The 13646-nt window shown below is 69.7% G+C and carries 16 protein-coding genes; 8 read left to right on the top strand and 8 right to left on the bottom strand.

What is annotated here, in order from left to right:
• Positions 1–246: 246 nt before the first annotated feature.
• A complete protein-coding gene (locus tag MMR14E_RS00500; protein WP_331302552.1) occupies positions 247–564 on the top strand; it encodes a hypothetical protein in 318 nt (105 codons plus the stop codon).
• A 49-nt stretch (positions 565–613) separates the two neighbouring features.
• On the opposite strand, the gene arsH is transcribed toward MMR14E_RS00500, so the two are convergent.
• Positions 614–1381: an arsenical resistance protein ArsH gene (gene arsH / locus MMR14E_RS00495; protein WP_331312317.1), complete on the bottom strand. Its 768-nt coding sequence runs from the start codon at positions 1379–1381 to the stop codon at positions 614–616.
• Between the two features lie 50 nt (positions 1382–1431).
• Between arsH and MMR14E_RS00490 the strand changes: the two genes are divergently transcribed.
• Genes MMR14E_RS00490 through MMR14E_RS00475 form a run of 4 tightly spaced genes read left to right on the top strand, consistent with a single transcriptional unit; the run spans position 1432 to position 4755 of the window.
• Complete coding sequence (locus tag MMR14E_RS00490) at positions 1432–1791, top strand: metalloregulator ArsR/SmtB family transcription factor (RefSeq protein ID WP_331312316.1); 360 nt, start codon at positions 1432–1434, stop codon at positions 1789–1791.
• Complete coding sequence (gene arsC / locus MMR14E_RS00485) at positions 1784–2221, top strand: arsenate reductase (glutaredoxin) (RefSeq protein WP_331312315.1); 438 nt, start codon at positions 1784–1786, stop codon at positions 2219–2221. The genes MMR14E_RS00490 and arsC overlap by 8 nt, the downstream gene beginning before the upstream one ends.
• A gap of 34 nt (positions 2222–2255) precedes the next feature.
• Positions 2256–3551 carry an arsenic transporter gene (locus MMR14E_RS00480; RefSeq protein ID WP_331312314.1) on the top strand — a complete coding sequence of 432 codons (1296 nt, stop codon included), beginning with the start codon at positions 2256–2258 and terminating at the stop codon, positions 3549–3551.
• A gap of 34 nt (positions 3552–3585) precedes the next feature.
• Positions 3586–4755, top strand: a complete 1170-nt coding sequence (locus MMR14E_RS00475) for an MFS transporter (RefSeq protein WP_331312313.1) — start codon at positions 3586–3588, stop codon at positions 4753–4755.
• 16 nt (positions 4756–4771) lie between these two features.
• On the opposite strand, the gene MMR14E_RS00470 is transcribed toward MMR14E_RS00475, so the two are convergent.
• The 4 genes from MMR14E_RS00470 to MMR14E_RS00455 are packed head-to-tail and all read right to left on the bottom strand — an operon-like array spanning position 4772 to position 8230.
• On the bottom strand, positions 4772–6061 hold the full coding sequence (locus MMR14E_RS00470; RefSeq protein WP_331312312.1) for an FAD-binding oxidoreductase: 1290 nt from the start codon (positions 6059–6061) through the stop codon (positions 4772–4774).
• Between the two features lie 8 nt (positions 6062–6069).
• Positions 6070–6801 carry an amino acid ABC transporter ATP-binding protein gene (locus MMR14E_RS00465; RefSeq protein ID WP_331312311.1) on the bottom strand — a complete coding sequence of 244 codons (732 nt, stop codon included), beginning with the start codon at positions 6799–6801 and terminating at the stop codon, positions 6070–6072.
• Positions 6798–7451 carry an amino acid ABC transporter permease gene (locus MMR14E_RS00460; protein WP_331312310.1) on the bottom strand — a complete coding sequence of 218 codons (654 nt, stop codon included), beginning with the start codon at positions 7449–7451 and terminating at the stop codon, positions 6798–6800. Before MMR14E_RS00460 ends, MMR14E_RS00465 begins: the two co-directional genes overlap by 4 nt.
• 5 nt (positions 7452–7456) lie before the next feature.
• A complete protein-coding gene (locus MMR14E_RS00455) occupies positions 7457–8230 on the bottom strand; it encodes an ABC transporter substrate-binding protein (RefSeq protein ID WP_331312309.1) in 774 nt (257 codons plus the stop codon).
• Positions 8231–8369: 139 nt separating this feature from the next.
• On the opposite strand from MMR14E_RS00455, the gene MMR14E_RS00450 reads away from it, so the two are divergent.
• Positions 8370–8990 carry an XRE family transcriptional regulator gene (locus tag MMR14E_RS00450; protein WP_331312308.1) on the top strand — a complete coding sequence of 207 codons (621 nt, stop codon included), beginning with the start codon at positions 8370–8372 and terminating at the stop codon, positions 8988–8990.
• A gap of 15 nt (positions 8991–9005) precedes the next feature.
• Here the strand turns inward: MMR14E_RS00450 and MMR14E_RS00445 are convergent, their stop codons facing one another.
• The 3 genes from MMR14E_RS00445 to MMR14E_RS00435 are packed head-to-tail and all read right to left on the bottom strand — an operon-like array spanning position 9006 to position 11574.
• On the bottom strand, positions 9006–10319 hold the full coding sequence (locus MMR14E_RS00445) for a TadE/TadG family type IV pilus assembly protein (protein ID WP_331312307.1): 1314 nt from the start codon (positions 10317–10319) through the stop codon (positions 9006–9008).
• Between the two features lie 17 nt (positions 10320–10336).
• A complete protein-coding gene (locus MMR14E_RS00440) occupies positions 10337–10951 on the bottom strand; it encodes a TadE/TadG family type IV pilus assembly protein (protein ID WP_331312306.1) in 615 nt (204 codons plus the stop codon).
• Positions 10951–11574 (bottom strand): TadE/TadG family type IV pilus assembly protein, encoded by a 624-nt coding sequence (locus tag MMR14E_RS00435; protein ID WP_331312305.1) that lies wholly within the window; start codon positions 11572–11574, stop codon positions 10951–10953. Before MMR14E_RS00435 ends, MMR14E_RS00440 begins: the two co-directional genes overlap by 1 nt.
• Positions 11575–11996: 422 nt before the next feature.
• On the opposite strand from MMR14E_RS00435, the gene MMR14E_RS00430 reads away from it, so the two are divergent.
• Complete coding sequence (locus tag MMR14E_RS00430) at positions 11997–12548, top strand: protein phosphatase CheZ (protein WP_331312304.1); 552 nt, start codon at positions 11997–11999, stop codon at positions 12546–12548.
• A 23-nt stretch (positions 12549–12571) separates the two neighbouring features.
• Positions 12572–13645 carry an HD-GYP domain-containing protein gene (locus tag MMR14E_RS00425; protein ID WP_331312303.1) on the top strand — a complete coding sequence of 358 codons (1074 nt, stop codon included), beginning with the start codon at positions 12572–12574 and terminating at the stop codon, positions 13643–13645.
• Position 13646: the final 1 nt, after the last annotated feature.

The following is a 13646-nucleotide window of genomic DNA, read 5'->3' as shown; positions in this document are numbered from 1 at the left end:
CCTGGCGCCGGGCACTCCGCCGGATGCGCGAGCGGCGCGCAGCGCAGGATCGCGCCGATCCGGGCCGCTGAGGCGTGCCCCCGAAGCGGGCAACCCGGTCCGGCGGCCGGCGACCGCGCGGGACCGGAAGGCCGGATCGGCCCCGACGTCGCCCGAATGGTGACGGGGACCGACCCTTTTTCTCTACTTGGCGCGATACGGCGGGAGCGGCACAGCGTGGGCAACGAACGGGGAGTATGTGAGCCGATGGACGACGACGTCGCAGACGGCATGGACGGCGACGCGAGTTCCGCGGCGGCTCAGGAGGCGAACGGGATCGCCTTCCTGTTAGCGAGCGCTGCCTACCTGACGCTCGCGGACGCGCATCTTCGGCGGGAGGGTCCGGAGGGACTCGCCCTGATGGACGAGATCGAGGACCGGATCACGGAGGCGCTGCGAAGCTTCGTCGAGGAGACGTCCTACGAGGACGCGCGGCCGGACATCCTGCAGCACGCGACCCGCAAGGTCCGCGCCCTGCTCGAGGCGGGACGCTCGCTGGCGCCGGAGATGCGGCGATTCCAGTAGGGACCGGTCTCGACCGGGCCGCGCGGCGGCGCGCTCCGGCCGGCCCGGCTCAGGCGCCCGGTCGCGACGGCGTCGCGAAGCCGATATCGGCCGCCACGCCGGCGAGCCGATCGGGATCGCGCTCCTTGCGCTCGCTGTAGCGGTCCACGAGGGCATCGGCGCGCCCGCGGGTCAGCAGCGTGAACTTCACCAGTTCCTCGCACACGTCCACGACCCGATCGTAGAGCGGCCCCGGCCTCATGCGGCCGGCCTCGTCGAACTCCCTGTAGGCCATCGGCACCGAGGACTGGTTGGGGATCGTGATCATCCGCATCCAGCGGCCGAGGACGCGCAGGGCGTTCACGGCGTTGAAGCTCTGCGAACCGCCCGAGACCTGCATCACGGCGAGAGTCCGCCCCTGCGTCGGCCGCAGGCTACCCTCGGACAGCGGCAGCCAGTCGATCTGGCTCTTCATCACGCCGGTCAAGGTGCCGTGCCGCTCGGGCGAGACCCACACCTGACCCTCGGACCAGGCCGAGAGGGCGCGGATCTCCCGCACCTTCGGATGGTCGGCGGTCGCGTCGTCGGGCAGCGGCAGGCCGTCGGCGTGATAGATGCGGACCTCGCCGCCCATGGCTTCCAGGAGGCGCGCGGCCTCGTAGGCGAGGAACCGGCTGAAGGAGCGTTCGCGGAGGGACCCGTACAGGATCAGGAACCGCGGCGCGTGCGCGACCCGGGTCTCCTGTCCGGACAAGTCGGTGGGCACCGCGAAATGCGCCGCGCTGAGATTCGGCAGGCCGTCACGGACCGAGGGGGCAGGGGGCGGAGGCTTGCTCACCGGCACGCTTTCTCATACGTTCAAAACATCATTTGAAGATTGTCGGGGAAATGGACGACGCGCAAGCCCTGTCGGCCTTCGCGGCCCTGGCGCAGGAGCACCGGCTGCGCCTGGTGCGCGCGCTGGTGAGAGCCGGCCCGGAGGGCCTCGCCTCCGGCACGCTGGCGGATACGGTCGGCGTGTCGGCCGCGACGGTCTCGCACCACCTGAAGGAGCTGAACCGTGCCGGACTGGTCGGGTCGCGGCGCGACGGCCGCTCGATCATCTACAGCGCGGCCTACTCGGTTCTGGCCGACCTGATCGCGTTCCTGATGCGCGATTGCTGCCAGGGTCGCGCCGAGATCTGCACGCCTGCGGCGGAGACCCTGGCCGCCTGCCTCTGCCCCACGGGAGACAGCACACATGTCTGAGCCGTTCGACGTCGTGATCTACCACAACCCGGACTGCGGCACGTCGCGCAACACCCTGGCGATGATCCGCAACGCCGGGATCGAGCCCCACGTCGTCGAGTATCTCAAGACGCCGCCGGCCCGCGCGCTGCTGCTGCAGCTCCTCGATCGCGCCGGGTTGTCGGTCCGCGACGTGATCCGCGAGAAGGGCACACCCTACGCCGCGCTGAACCTCGGCGATCCGGGCCTGACCGACGGGCAGCTGCTCGACGCCGTCGCGGCGCATCCGATCCTGCTGAACCGGCCGCTCGTGGTCACGCCGAAGGGCGTGCGCCTGTGCCGCCCCTCGGAAGCGGTCCTGGATCTCTTGCCGCCGCAGCGCGCCGAGTTCGTCAAGGAGGATGGGGAGCGGGTTGTCGACGAGCGCGGCCGCCGCGTCGGCACGGCCTGAACCGGGCTCCGAACCGCAGGACGACGAGATTCGGATGCTCGCGCTCGCCATCTTCCTGATCACCCTCGCGCTCGTCATCGCGCAGCCGCGCGGGCTGGGGATCGGTTGGAGCGCCCTGGCGGGCGCGGCCGCGGCCCTCGCCACCGGCGTGGTCCAGATGGGCGATATCCCGGCGGTCTGGCACATCGTGTGGGACGCGACCTTCACCTTCGTCGCCCTCATCATCATCTCGCTGCTCCTCGACGAGGCGGGGTTCTTCCACTGGGCCGCGCTTCACGTCGCGCGCTGGGGTGGGGGCCGCGGCCGGCGCCTCTTCCCCCTGGTGGTGCTTCTCGGCGCGGCGATCGCGGCACTGTTCGCCAACGACGGCGCCGCCCTCCTGCTGACCCCGATCGTGCTGGCGATCCTGCAGCGGCTCGAATTCCCACCGCCGGCGGCCCTGGCCTTCATCATCGCCTGCGGGTTCGTGGCCGACAGCACCTCCCTGCCGCTGATCATCTCCAACTTGGTCAACATCGTCTCGGCCAACTACTTCGCCGTGACGTTCGATCGATACGCGGCGGTCATGGTTCCGGTGAACCTCGTCTCCCTCGCGGCGACGCTGGCGGTGCTCGGGGCCTATTTCCGGCGCAGCGTCCCCGCGAGCTACCCGGTGGCGGCCCTGGAGAGTCCGGCCCGCGCCGTCCGTGATCGACTGGTCTTCCGCGCGGCGTTCCCGCTGCTGCTGGTCCTGCTGCTCGCCTACTTCATCACGGCGCCCCTGGGCGTGCCGGTGTCTGTCGTGACCTGTGCCGGTGCGGCATTCCTCCTGCTCGTGGCGCACCGGGGCGGCGTCATCGGCATCCGCCGGGTGCTCGTCGGCGCTCCCTGGCAGATCGTCCTGTTCAGCCTCGGCATGTACCTCGTGGTCTACGGCCTGCGGAACGCCGGCCTGACCCGGGAGCTGGCGCAGGGCCTGGCCTGGCTCGCGGGCCGAGGACCCTGGATCGCCACCCTCGGGACCGGTTTCGCGGCCGCCATCCTGTCGTCGGTCATGAACAACATGCCGAGCGTGCTGATCGGCGCCCTCGCCATCCAGCAGGCTCCGGACCTGTCGCCCCTCATCCGGGAGCTGATGATCTACGCCAACGTCATCGGCTGCGATCTCGGCCCCAAATTCACGCCGATCGGCAGCCTCGCGACCCTGCTCTGGCTGCACGTCCTCGCCTCCAAGGGGCAGACCATCACCTGGGGCCAGTACGTGAAGGTGGGCCTGATCATCACGCCGCCGGTGCTCCTGATCACCCTGCTGGCGCTGGCGACCTGGCTGCCGCTGCTCGGCCCGCTCTAGGTCGGACATGACCTCCGGAGGTCGGACCGAGACCATGGCCGCGCCCGCCACCCGCCGCTGGCCGGTGATCGCCGCCCTCGGCGTCGTCGAGATCCTGGCCTGGGGATCGTCGTTCTACCTGCCGGCAGTGATGGCCGCCCCCATCGCGGAGAGTACCGGATGGCCGCTCGGCTGGGTGGTCGGAGGGCTGGCCTTCGGCCTGCTCGTCGCCGCGCTCGCCTCGCCGCATGTCGGAGCCGCGATCCACCGGCGCGGCGGTCGCCCGATCCTCGCCCTCGCGGCGCTGCTCCTCGCCGCCGGGCTGACCGTGGTGGCGGCGGCGCCGGTCCTGCCGGTCTACCTCGCCGGCTGGCTGATCCTCGGCGCCGGCATGGGGTGCGGCCTGTACGACCCGGCCTTCGCGACCCTCGGGCGGCTGTACGGCGCGACCGCGCGGCCGGCCATCACCACCCTGACCCTCTGGGGCGGCTTCGCCAGCACCGTATGCTGGCCCCTCTCGGCCTTCCTGGTGGCCCATGTCGGCTGGCGGGGCGCCTGCCTCACCTATGCCGGCCTGCACCTCGCGGTGACGCTGCCGCTGATCCTCGCGATGATCCCGCACGCGCCGGCGCTCGCCGTCGCCGACGGTCCGCAGGAATCGGGCCCCGCCCCCCTGTCGGCCCGGGAGCGCCGGGCCTTCCTGCTATTCGCGGGGGTGCTGGTCCTCGGCGGCGCGATCATGTCCCAGGTGTCGGTCCACCTGCTCACCCTGCTCCAGGCGCGCGGCGTGCCGCTCGCCGCCGCCGTCGCGTACGGGGCGCTGATCGGGCCCGCGCAGGTGAGCGCCCGCGTCGCCGAGATCTCCCTGAAGGGCCGGCACCACCCGCTCTGGACCCTGACGGCCGCCTTCGGCCTGATCGCCCTCGGGCTGTGGCTGCTGGCGGCCGGGCTGCCGGGGGTGGCGCTCTGGCTGGTGCTCTACGCGGGCGGCAACGGGATCTACTCCATCGCCCGCGGGACGGTGCCGCTCGCCCTGTTCGGCCCGGTGCGCTACCCGCTCGTGGTCGGCCGGCTCGCCCGTCCGGCGCTGGCCGCCCAGGCCCTCGCGCCGCCGGCGGGCGCCCTGGTGCTCACCCATGCCGGGCCGGGTGCCCTGTGGTGGCTGCTCCTCGCCCTGGCGCTCGCCGCCCTGGGCCTCATCGGGGCTCTGTGGCGCGCGCGGTGACGGCGCGCAGGCCCCGTCAGCGGATGCCGCCGTCGCGCAGGCGGTACCACGCGACGATCGCCGAGACGTACAGCCGGTTCAGCCCGTGGAGCGGCAGCGGCTCGATCGGCGTCAGCGGCAGGGGCAGGCTGTCGGCATCGCCCGTGGCGATGTAGGCCGCCATCGCCCGGCCCATGGCCGACTGGAGGCCGACGCCGCGTCCCTGGCAGCCGATATCGATGAGGAGCCCGGGCGCCGGCTCGTGGAGGTGGGGCAGGTAGTCCCGGGTGATCGCGACCCGGCCGCACCAGCGATGGTCGAAGGCGATCCCGTCGAGCTGGGGGAAGAGCTTGGCGACGATCCGCTCGAGATGGGCCCAGTCGGCGGGACTGCGCGGCTCCCGGAACGGCCCGCGGCCGCCCATCAAAAGGCGCCCGGTATGGTCGAGGCGGAAGTAGAGCAGGAGCTTGCGCGTGTCCGACGAGACGTGGCCTTCGGGCAGGATCGACCGCCGCAGGTTGTCGGTGAGCGGCACCGTGGCGACCTGGAAGGAGTTCGCCGCGATCACCGTCCGGGCGAGGTCGGGCCAGAGCGGGCCCGTGTAGCCGTTGGTGCACAGCACGACCCGGCCGGTCGTCACCCGCTCGCCCTGGGCCGTGGTGACGGTCCAGCCCGATCCAGTCCGTTCGAGGGCGATGACCGGCGATCCGCCGTGGATCACGGCGCCGGCCTTCAGGGCGGCCCGGGCGAGGCCGCGGGCGTAGCTCAGGGGCTGGATCGCCCCGCCGCGGCCGTCGAGCCAGCCGCCCAGATAGCGGTCGGTCCCGAGGAGCTGCTCGGTCTCGGCCCGGTCGAGGACGCGGGTCGGGGCGCCGAGATCCGCCCACTGGGCCGCCCGCTTGGCGACCTCGGCGAGCCCGGCCTCGGTGTGGGCGCCCTGGATCCAGCCGGCGCGGGAATGCGGCACGTCCATCCCGTGCCGGGCGATGAGGTCGAACACGACGTCGGCGGTCCCGCCGGCGAAGCGCGCGAGCCGCTCGCCGCGCTCCCGGCCGAACCGGGCGACGAGGTCGGCGGGATCGTATTTCAGGCCCGGGATGACCTGGCCGCCGTTGCGGCCGGACCCGCCGTAGCCGACCTCCTGCGCCTCGAGCACGACGGGCCGGATGCCGCGCTCGGCGAGGTGCAGGGCGGTGGACAGGCCGCAGAACCCGCCGCCGACGATCACCACCTCGGCCAGGCCGGAGCGGGCGAGGGGCGGCGTCTCCGGCGCGGGCGCCGCCGTGGTGGCCCAGAGCGAGGGTGCGAGCGGGAACGGTTCGGCCACGGTGTGTCCTAGAGCGGGTGCAGCACGCGCTGCAGGAAGTCCCGGGTACGCGGGTTCTGCGGCCGGTTGAGGACCTCGGCGGCCGGTCCCTGCTCGACGAGGCGGCCGCCGTCGAGGAACAGGACCCGGTCGGCGACCTCGCGGGCGAAGCCGATCTCGTGGGTGACCACGATCATCGTCATGCCCTCGTCGGCGAGGGCGCGCATGACCTTCAGCACGTCGCCGACCAGTTCGGGATCGAGGGCCGAGGTCGGCTCGTCGAACAGGATCGCCTCCGGCCGCATGGCGAGCGCCCGGGCGATCGCGACGCGCTGCTGCTGCCCGCCTGAGAGCTCGCTCGGCCGGGCGTGCTCCTTGCCCGAGAGCCCGACCCGGGCGAGCAGGGCGCGGGCCCGCTCCTCGGCCTCCGCGCGGGGCTCGCCTTTCACGTGGATCGGCCCCTCGACGACGTTCTCCAGGGCGGTCCGGTTGGCGAACAGGTTGAAGCGCTGGAAGACCATGGAGACCCGGGTGCGGATCGCCTTGATGCCGCGCTTGTCCCGGTCGACCCGCTGCCCGTCGACCCGGATCTCGCCGCCGTCGTAGGCCTCGAGCCCGTTGATGCAGCGCAGGAGGGTCGACTTGCCGGAACCCGAGGGTCCGATGATGCAGACGACCTCGCCCTTGGTGACCTCGGCCGAGACGCCCTTGATCACCTCCAGAGCGCCGTAATGCTTGCGGACGTCCTCCAGCACGATCATCGGTGCCGCGCCTTCGCCTCGAAGTGTCGGACCAGCAGGATCAGCGGGAGGCTGAGCGCGAGGTACATCAGCGCTACCAGCGTGTAGACGCTGGTGTTCTTGAAGGTCGACGACGCGATCAATTTCCCCTGGAGCGCCAGCTCGGCGACCGTGATGGTCGAGGCCTGCGACGAATCCTTGAGCATCATGATCATGATGTTGCCGTAGGGCGGCAGCGCGATCCGGATCGCCTGCGGCAGGATCACCCGCCGCATGGTCATGCCCCAGCCCATGCCGATCGACAGCGCCGCCTCGACCTGTCCGCGATCCACGGCCTCGATGCCGGCGCGGAAGTTCTCGGCCTGATAGGCCGAGTAGGCGATGCCGAGCCCGATGATCGCCGCCTGAACGGCGGTGAGCGACAGGCCGAAATCGGGCATCACGAAGTAGATGTAGAACAGCTGCACGATGATCGGGATGCCGCGCAGGATGTTGATCATCACCGCGCTGAAGCCCGCCAGGATCGCGATCCCGGAGACCCGCATCACCGCCCAGACCAGCCCGAGCAGCGTCGAGACCACCAGGGACGCGACGGTGATCAGGATGGTGAGCTGCACCCCCTGAAGCAGGATCGGCAGGTAGTCCTGGGCGTCGGCGAGGAACTCGCGCATGAAGGTCAGGACCGGTCGGCCGACGGCGGCAGGCCCCACTTGGTCAGGATCGCCTGGAGCGTCCCGTCGGCCTTCAGCTTGGCGAGAGCCGTGTCGATCTTGGCCAGGAGCTCGGTGTCGGTCTTGCGGACGCTGAGGCCGACCGAGGCGACGACGGTCGGCTTGAAGGTCTCGACGAGGCGGACGCCGGGAAACAGGCCCTGCTTGACGTAGTAGGCGAGGATCGGCGCGTCGGCGAAGCCGGCCTTCAACCGCCCAGAATTGACGTCCCGAATGATGTCGGGGATCGCGTCGTAGATCTTCACCTCGTTGAAGAGGCCCGACTTCTTTAGCGGCTCGACGAAGGCGGTGCCGACCTGGGCGCCCACCGTCTCGCCCTTCAGGTCGGCGAAGGACGTGTAGTCCTTCGTGTCGGTCTTCGGGACGATCAGCCCCTCGCCGTAGCTGTAGACGGGCGCCGAGAACGACACGACCTCCTTGCGCTGCGGCGTGATGAACATCGCCGCCGCGATGATGTCGATCTTCGAGGCGGTGAGCGCCGGGATCAGCGTCGAGAATTGCAGCGGCTCGACCGCGACCGTGAAGCCCGCCTCCTTGCTGACCGCGTTGACGAGGTCGACCATCACGCCCTGAATGGTGTTCGTCTTGGTATCGAGGAAGGTGAAGGGCAGACCGGTGGGCGTCGAGCCCACCCTCAGGGGCTGCGCGCCGACGGGGGCGCCGAGGACGCCGAGGAGCAGCGCCGACGACAGACACAGCTTGGCCAACCGTCTACCCATGGTGCCGCTCCCGTGCAGTGCCCGGGTCACGCGGCGGAAGCCGGGCCCGATTTCATTCTCGTGAAGAATACCGCACGTTTTCGGTATCGACGCAAGCGGCTTTCACGTGCATGAAGAAGCACACGAGAGGCAGGCTGGCGTGACGGTGAGCATCCCCCGACGCGAGGCAACGGGTCCGGAACCGGTCGACCGGGCCGTGGGTCAGCGCCTGCGCGGCCTGCGGCGCGCGCGCGGGCTCTCGCTGGAGGCGGTGGCGTCCAGCACGGGCCTGTCGATCGGCTTCATCAGCCAGGTCGAGCGGGGCCTGTCGTCGCCGTCCCTGCGGGTCCTGGCGCTGCTCGCCGACACGCTGCAGATCGGGATCGGCGGCCTCTTCGAATCCGGGCCGGACGCGCCCGACCCCGACCCGATCGTGGTGTTCCGGAAGGACCGGCCGGAACTCCAGCTCTGGCGGGCCGGCATCACCAAGCAGCTCCTGACCCCGCCCGGCGGCACGCAGGGGATGAGCCTGTTCCACATGGTGCTGAAGGCCGGGGCGAGCACCGGCGACGAGCTGTTCAGCCACGACGGGGAGGAGGCCGGCCTCGTCCTCGCGGGACGGCTCACGTTGGTCGTCGAGACTCGCACCCTTCAGCTCGCGGAGGGCGACAGCTTCCGCTTCGAGAGCCGGCGGCCGCACCGGTTCAGCAATCCCGATCCACGCGGCCAGACCGTCGTCCTGTGGGTCAACGTCCTCGGGTCGCCGCCGCCGACGACCTGAGACCGGGGCAGCGTCTCAGTTGCTCAGCCGCACGCTCGCGAGCGTGGTGCTGAAAAGCTTCAGCATGGCGGCGGTGATGTCGCCATTCGTGGAGACCGGGAAATACATGCCGTCGGACGCGCAGGCCTGCAGCGCCGGCCCGATCTGCGACTCGTAGGGCCTCACGTATCGGTTGTAGAAATCATTGTCGTAGATCGGCAGGTACTGCGTGTAGATAATGCCGATCTTCACGTTCTTATTCTTGAGATTCGTGCATGTCGACGGGCTCAGTGGACCGATGAAGCGGTCACTCTGGTACTGGAAACCCGCGCTCTGATTGGTGACGCTGCCCGCGGTATCCTCGACACCGTCCGTGACGAGGAACAGGAAGCGGATCGGCTTGTCCGGGGTCAACCCATCGCCGCTGGCCGGGATGGTCGCGTTCATCTTCGCGATGGCCCGCTCGAAATCCGTCTGATTGTCGGACTGATTGTAGTAGGCGTAGGCGATATCGATGTTCGGGGTAGCATTCTTGATATTGTTCAGCGTCGGCGTCATCGCCTGCAGCTTCGTCTGAGTCGCCGAGTCGTTGAAGGTCCACATCTCCATCTGGAATTGCTGAGGCAGCAGCATACTGACGTTGGCCTGATCGACGAGCGCGGAGACAGCATCCCGCAAGACCTGAATGCGCAACTTGATGTTGTACCGCAGGGCGATGTGATAATTGTCATTCTGGTTGTCGCCCGTGATGTTACCCCTGCTGTCGAACGTGTGCTGGTGGCAGGCGAACGCGCACCCGTTGGTCGCGCGCTTCATGTTGCTCACGTCGGCATCGGTCGCCGCGAGCCCCATGGACGGCGAATTGTCGAGCAGCAGATAATAGTTGATGTACTGCGAGGTATTGCGGGTGGCCGACGACGTGCCGCTGACGGGCATGGCAGGGATCTGCATCATCGACGCCAGGCTCGTCTTGACCGTCGCCGTGTAGCTCGCCGTCAGGCTCAGCGTCTTCGAGGTGTTGACCGGCGCCCCGGGCGTGAACGAGGTCACCGTGACCCCCGGGACCTTGGCGGCCTCCGCGCGGAACTGGGTCTCCATGTTCTGCAAGGTCGTCGTCGGGATCGTGTTGGTCTTCTGCGACATCACGGCGAGCACGGCGCCGTCGAGGGCGGTGTCGAGCTGGGTCTTCGCGGCGTTGCGGCGTCCGTAATCGACCGCCGCCGCCGTGGCGAACATGACCGGGAGCGTCACGAGCGCGAACGTCACCGCGACCTGACCGGAGCGCGCGCGCGGGAACGCCGTCGCGGTCAGCTCGAGGACGCGCTTCCACCGGATACGGAACACCGACACGGGCCTTCCCTCGCGCATCAGTTGTAGACCGGGCAGGCGACGCCGCCCGGCATGACGATTTCGTTGGGTGTGCGTTCCGACCACGGGACCTGCCGCGTGAAGGTCAATCCGCGGCCGCCGAAAATCCAGCGGTACAGGGCGCTCCCGATGATCGGGGTGTAGGGCATCGTGACTTCCGCCAGGATGTAGCGGGCGCCGTCGAACTGATAGGCCGCCGGCGTCGCGGGGAGCCCGTTGCTCCCGTTCGCCTGGTTGGCCGGGCGCTGCGTCGCGTTCTTGGGCCAGCTGGAACAGACGAAGCCTTTGAGCGTCCCGTTGACCGATTCCACGCCCATCGCGTTGACGACGATCTGGAGGCCGGACGCGTCCAGCGGGCGCAGGATCGCGGTCGCCGCGCCGGCGATCTTCGTCATCCCGTCCTGCGTGGCCAGAGCATTGTCCATACGCCCGGACAGATCGCCCAGCGTGCGCGCGAACAAGGTCAGCTTGCGGGTCGCGTCGACGACGCGCGTCAGCTCGGCCGTGCCGAAATACAGGACGATGAGCAGAGGCAGGACGAGCGCGAACTCGACGGCCGCGATCCCGCGCTCGTCGCGGCGATAGCGGCGCAGGCGGAGCAGCAGGCCGCTCATCAGGAGCACCCCGACGGGGCGGTGTACGGCTCCACCTTGAACACCGTCGCGGCCTGGAGCACCCGCCGACTGTTCGGCAGGTTGGCCACGGCCGCACCGAGCAGCGGGAAGAAGACCGGAATGTCCACCGCGGCCTGCACGACCACGATGGCGGAGGTGCCGGCGCAGGAATAGCCGGCGAAATTCGGGTTCCAGTCGCTCGCGCCGCTGGCGTTGGTGGCGACCGGCGAGATCGGGTTGGCAGAACCGTAATCCGCGACCTTCGTGACGCTGACCCGGACGTTGGCGCAGGTGAAGATGGTGACCCTGGGGGCACCGTTCGGTTGCGTGCAGATCGCCGTCCGGAAGCGACTCATCAGCGTGGCGGTGTCGGTCGTGCCCGCGTTCGTCGTCTGGAAGGCGCCCGTGTAGATCTGCCGGCTGGCGTCGGACACCGCCTGCTGGAGGATCTCCTGCTCCCAGAAGACGATCCCGTTCTCGAGGCAGGCCCCGACCAGGGCGAAGAACGGCAGGGCAACCAAGGCGAACTCGACGGCCGTCGCTCCCCCGCGCGCGGACGCGAACCGCGCGACCCGCCCCCGCAGGTCGAGCCAGCGCGATGCCGCTCGGATTGCCGTACTCACATCCCAGCTCGAAATTGGAACCACCGAGCTTGAGAGACCATCAAAAGCTTACTTTTCTCCGCGCATCACTGCTCAAAGTCGACCGGTCCAGCCACCAGACCTGTCGAGGAATCGTGATCTAGTTCGATAGCGTCAACCAACAGTTGAACATGCGGCAGCGCCACTCTTCCGGAGGTCGTCTACCGCGATCCGGCGGGCCGCCGAGAAACGAAGCGCCCCGCGACTCGTCGACGGTGCGGCCGCCAAGACCACGCCATCGCACGGCGCGCTTTGGTGATGGATTAACGTAGATATAGCGCATTCTACAATCGTTACCGTACGGACCGACGCAGATCCGCACCGGGATAAGTCGCATTAAGCGCGGCTTAAGAGATCGTCGATATTTTCGCCGGTCAATATAAACCGCGTGGCGATCCCCGCTCATGGCCCGTGCTCTACCGGACGTTGTCTCCATCGAAGAGGGTGTCGGGCTCCTGCGGACCCAGCTCCTGTCGATCTCCGATTCGATCGCGCGCACGCGCCAGGAGATCGCCGATCTCCGGCAGGAACAGGAGACGAGTCGCGCCTGCGACGAGCTCCACGCCGTCGTGCAGGGTACCGAAGACGCCACCAACGCGATCCTGACCGCTTCGGAGAAGGTCGACACGCTCGCGCGGGGCATCGTGCGACGCTCGGGCGACGACGCCAATCGGGCCGACGCCCGGGCCATTCAGATCGAGATGCAGACCATCTTCGAGGCCTGCAATTTCCAGGACCTGACCGGCCAGCGGATCTCGAAGGTCGTGCGCACGATCGTCCTCGTCGAGGAGCGGATCGGCGAGATGCTGCGCGTCTGGTCGGGGACCGGCGAGGCGCCGACGCGGCCGGACCCGCAGCCCGACCGGCGCAGCGGGGAGGCGGCGCTGCTCAACGGTCCGGTTCTGCCCGGCGACGCCTCGGTCTCGCAGGACACGGTCGACGCGATGTTCCCGTAACGCACGGTCCGGAAGGCGTGCCGATGGGCCAGATCCTCCTCATCACGGACGATCCCGCACGCAGCCAGGGTCTGGCGCAGGATCTGTCCGATGGCCTGTCCTGCGAAGTCCACGACCTGCGCGACGCGGAGGCGCCCCTCGGCAACGCCACCGCGATCGTCACCGACGTCCACGACCTGGGATCGGCATCCGTCGAGCGCCTGCGCCGCCGTCTGGCGGAGGTCCGGCACGGCGTCCCGCTGACCGTCCTGCTCCACACCGACAGCCCGCGGACCCGGCTGGTCGGCGTCGCCCTCGGCGCGACGCACACGCTCTGCGCGCCCTTCGACACGGACCGCCTGCGGGAGACGCTCGGAGCGCCGCGCGCCCCCGCGCTCGCCCTCTTCGACGACGAGCCCCTGCCGGCCTGCGCCGTGCGGACGGCCGCGGCGGTCCGCGGCTTCTACGCATCCGTCTTCGTACCCGATCAGCCGATCACGCCCGGCGTCATCGACAACGGGACCCAGGCCATCGATCTCGCGATCCGGGATACCGGGATCCGCGACTGGGTCCGGGCGGTGCGCCAGTTCGACGACGCCACGCACCAGCACTGCCTCCTCGTCGCCGGGTTGGCGGCGGCCTTCGCGGCCAGCCTCGGCCTCGGCGAGCAGGAGCGCCACCGCGTGACCAAGGCGGCCCTGCTGCACGACGTCGGCAAGATCCACATCCCGGCCGCGATCCTCAACAAGCCGGGGCGGCTCGACGACGCCGAACTGGCCGTGATGCGGCTGCATCCGGAGAAGGGCTACACGATGCTCGTCGATCAGGGCTTCGAGCAGCAGATGCTGCACGTCGTCCGGTCCCACCACGAGATGCTGGACGGGTCGGGCTATCCCGACCGCCTCAAGGGCGACGAGATCCCCGACCTCGTCCGCTTGGTCACCGTCTGCGACATCCACGCGGCGCTGATCGAGCAGAGGCCCTACAAGCCGCCCATGGCGAGCGCGGCGGCCTACGCGATCCTGGAGGGCATGGCGGGGCGGCTCGACCCGGCAATCGTCGGCGCCTTCCGGCCGGTCGTCGCCGCCTTCGCGCCCCACGCCCTCGACGCCGCCTGAG

This window comes from Methylobacterium mesophilicum (assembly GCF_036441335.1).
Lineage (GTDB): Bacteria > Pseudomonadota > Alphaproteobacteria > Rhizobiales > Beijerinckiaceae > Methylobacterium > Methylobacterium mesophilicum_B.
Note: the sequence above shows the minus strand (reverse complement) of the source record. Positions and strands in the feature narration are given on the sequence as shown.

Coding starts and splice junctions, on each gene's coding strand:
- MMR14E_RS00500 (WP_331302552.1), top strand. CDS start 247: ATGGACGACGACGTCGCAGACGGCATGGACGGCGACGCGAGTTCCGCG.
- MMR14E_RS00490 (WP_331312316.1), top strand. CDS start 1,432: ATGGACGACGCGCAAGCCCTGTCGGCCTTCGCGGCCCTGGCGCAGGAG.
- arsC (WP_331312315.1), top strand. CDS start 1,784: ATGTCTGAGCCGTTCGACGTCGTGATCTACCACAACCCGGACTGCGGC.
- MMR14E_RS00480 (WP_331312314.1), top strand. CDS start 2,256: ATGCTCGCGCTCGCCATCTTCCTGATCACCCTCGCGCTCGTCATCGCG.
- MMR14E_RS00475 (WP_331312313.1), top strand. CDS start 3,586: ATGGCCGCGCCCGCCACCCGCCGCTGGCCGGTGATCGCCGCCCTCGGC.
- MMR14E_RS00465 (WP_331312311.1), bottom strand. CDS start 6,801: ATGATCGTGCTGGAGGACGTCCGCAAGCATTACGGCGCTCTGGAGGTG.
- MMR14E_RS00460 (WP_331312310.1), bottom strand. CDS start 7,451: ATGCGCGAGTTCCTCGCCGACGCCCAGGACTACCTGCCGATCCTGCTT.
- MMR14E_RS00455 (WP_331312309.1), bottom strand. CDS start 8,230: ATGGGTAGACGGTTGGCCAAGCTGTGTCTGTCGTCGGCGCTGCTCCTC.
- MMR14E_RS00440 (WP_331312306.1), bottom strand. CDS start 10,951: ATGAGCGGCCTGCTGCTCCGCCTGCGCCGCTATCGCCGCGACGAGCGC.
- MMR14E_RS00430 (WP_331312304.1), top strand. CDS start 11,997: ATGGCCCGTGCTCTACCGGACGTTGTCTCCATCGAAGAGGGTGTCGGG.
- MMR14E_RS00425 (WP_331312303.1), top strand. CDS start 12,572: ATGGGCCAGATCCTCCTCATCACGGACGATCCCGCACGCAGCCAGGGT.